Raw genomic sequence first — 3,105 nt, 5'->3', positions numbered from 1 at the left:
CGGACATCGATCACGAGAGCGATCAAGTGTCTTAAGAGCATTCGGTGGATGCCTTGGCGCTGAGAGGCGATGAAGGACGTGGTACGCTGCGATAAGCCTTGGGGAGCTGCGAACGAGCTTTGATCCAGGGATTTCCGAATGGGGAAACCCACCTTCGACCTTCCGTATTGTGGGTTCAGGCGTGAGCCTGAACTCTCAATACGGTTGGTCACATGAAGGTATCAAATCCTGAATCCATAGGGGTTTGAAGCGAACCCGGGGAACTGAAACATCTCAGTACCCGGAGGAAAGGACATCAACGAGACTCCGTCAGTAGTGGCGAGCGAACGCGGATCAGGCCAGTGCCTGTGGTGAGTTTACCGGAACGGTCTGGAAAGGCCGGCGTGATGGGTGACAGCCCCGTACGGGACGGACGAACCACAGGACTCGAGTAGGGCGGGACACGTGAAATCCTGTCTGAACATGGGGGGACCACCCTCCAAGCCTAAGTACTCCTCAGCGACCGATAGCGAACCAGTACCGTGAGGGAAAGGTGAAAAGCACCCCGACGAGGGGAGTGAAACAGCACCTGAAACCGGATGCTTACAAACAGTGGGAGCCCAAGGTTCGTCCTGGGTGACCGCGTACCTTTTGTATAATGGGTCAGCGACTTAAAGTTACGAGCGAGCTTAAGCCGATAGGTGGAGGCGCAGCGAAAGCGAGTCTGAACAGGGCGTTCAGTTCGTGGCTTTAGACCCGAAACCGAGTGATCTAGCCATGTGCAGGATGAAGGTGGGGTAACACCCACTGGAGGTCCGAACCAGTGCCCGTTGAAAAGGTCTTGGATGACGTGTGGCTAGGGGTGAAAGGCCAATCAAACTCGGAAATAGCTGGTTCTCCGCGAAAGCTATTTAGGTAGCGCCTCGCGTGAATACCTCACGGGGTAGAGCACTGGATGGGCTAGGGCCGCCCACAGCGGTACCAAACCCAACCAAACTCCGAATACGTGAGAGTACTGCGCGGGAGACACACGGCGGGTGCTAACGTCCGTCGTGGAGAGGGAAACAACCCTGACCGACAGCTAAGGCCCCCAATTCGTGGCTAAGTGGGAAAGGATGTGGGACTCCCAAAACAACCAGGAGGTTGGCTTAGAAGCAGCCATCCTTTAAAGAAAGCGTAACAGCTCACTGGTCTAAATAAGGGGTCCTGCGCCGAAAATGTAACGGGGCTCAAGCCACGAGCCGAAGCTTCGGATGCACACCTTACGGTGTGCGTGGTAGCGGAGCGTTCCCTAGGCCTGCGAAGCGGTACCTGTGAGGGGCCGTGGAGGTATGGGAAGTGCGAATGCTGACATGAGTAACGACAAAGAGTGTGAAAGACACTCTCGCCGAAAGTCCAAGGGTTCCTGCGTAAAGTTAATCTGCGCAGGGTTAGCCGGCCCCTAAGGCGAGGCCGAAAGGCGTAGTCGATGGGAACGGGGCGAACATTCCCCGGCCAGCGGATGGTGACGGATGCCGTGTATCGTTTGACCTTATCGGATTGGTCAGGCGGTGAAGGGGTCCCAGGAAATAGCCTCCGCGTAAGACCGTACCCGAAACCGACACAGGTGGACTGGTAGAGTATACCAAGGCGCTTGAGAGAACGATGCTGAAGGAACTCGGCAATTTGCCTCCGTAACTTCGGGATAAGGAGGCCTCTGTCTTACGCAAGTAGGGCAGAGGGGCACAGACCAGGGGGTGGCGACTGTTTATCTAAAACACAGGGCTCTGCGAAGTCTGTAAGACGACGTATAGGGCCTGACGCCTGCCCGGTGCCGGAAGGTTAAGAGGAGAGGTGAGAGCTTTGAATCGAAGCCCCGGTAAACGGCGGCCGTAACTATAACGGTCCTAAGGTAGCGAAATTCCTTGTCGGGTAAGTTCCGACCTGCACGAATGGCGTAACGATCTCCCCGCTGTCTCCAGCATCGGCTCAGTGAAATTGAATTCCCCGTGAAGATGCGGGGTTCCTGCGGTCAGACGGAAAGACCCCGTGCACCTTTACTGTAGCTTTGCGCTGGCCTTCGTGTCGGCATGTGTAGGATAGGTGGTAGGCTTTGAAGCCGGGGCGTCAGCCTTGGTGGAGCCGTCCTTGAAATACCACCCTTGGCGATATGGTGGTCTAACCGCGACCCTTGATCAGGGTCCGGGACCGCGCATGGCAGGCAGTTTGACTGGGGCGGTCGCCTCCCAAAGCGTAACGGAGGCGTACGAAGGTGGGCTCAGAGCGGTCGGAAATCGCTCGTCGCGTGCAATGGCATAAGCCCGCTTGACTGCGAGACGGACAGGTCGAGCAGAGACGAAAGTCGGTCATAGTGATCCGGTGGTCCCGCGTGGGTGGGCCATCGCTCAACGGATAAAAGGTACGCCGGGGATAACAGGCTGATGACCCCCAAGAGTCCATATCGACGGGGTCGTTTGGCACCTCGATGTCGGCTCATCACATCCTGGGGCTGGAGAAGGTCCCAAGGGTTCGGCTGTTCGCCGATTAAAGTGGTACGTGAGCTGGGTTCAGAACGTCGTGAGACAGTTCGGTCCCTATCTGCCGTGGGTGTAGGAGGTTTGAGAGGCTTTGTCCCTAGTACGAGAGGACCGGGATGAACGTACCTCTGGTGGAGCTGTTGTCGCGCCAGCGGCAGTGCAGCATAGCTACGTACGGACGGGATAACCGCTGAAGGCATCTAAGCGGGAAACCCCCCTTAAAACGAGACCTCCCTTGAGGGCCGTGGAAGACGACCACGTCGATAGGCCGGGGGTGCAAGCGCGGTGACGCGTTGAGCCGACCGGTACTAATCGCCCGATTGACTTGATCGCTCCCGTGATCCGTGTCCGTGACACACGATACGGTTGCATAAAGACCAGCAGCGCCAGACGCTGCATGCTTGCCGAACGAGGACCTCGCCGTCGCAGCACCCTGCGGAGGCGAAGTCCAAAACAAATTGCGATGTGCCGGTCTGGTGGCTTGAGCGGCGTGCCCAGAACCCGATCCCATCTCGAACTCGGCCGTTAAACACGCCAGCGCCCATGGTACTGTGTCTCAAGGCACGGGAGAGTCGGTCGCCGCCAGACCCGCACAACGCAATCACACCCA

At 57.6% G+C, this 3,105-nt stretch carries 2 rRNA genes; both read left to right on the top strand.

Annotated features, from left to right (window positions below):
* Nucleotides 1-20: 20 nt before the first annotated feature.
* Nucleotides 21-2,828: ribosomal RNA gene (locus AO398_RS26465) — 23S ribosomal RNA — on the top strand.
* A 139-nt stretch (nt 2,829-2,967) separates the two neighbouring features.
* Nucleotides 2,968-3,083, top strand: a 5S ribosomal RNA gene (gene rrf / locus AO398_RS26460).
* Nucleotides 3,084-3,105: the final 22 nt, after the last annotated feature.

Origin of the sequence: Methylobacterium sp. GXS13 (assembly GCF_001455965.1) — a bacterium.
GTDB lineage: Bacteria > Pseudomonadota > Alphaproteobacteria > Rhizobiales > Beijerinckiaceae > Methylobacterium.
This window is presented reverse-complemented; position numbering and strand designations above follow the sequence as displayed.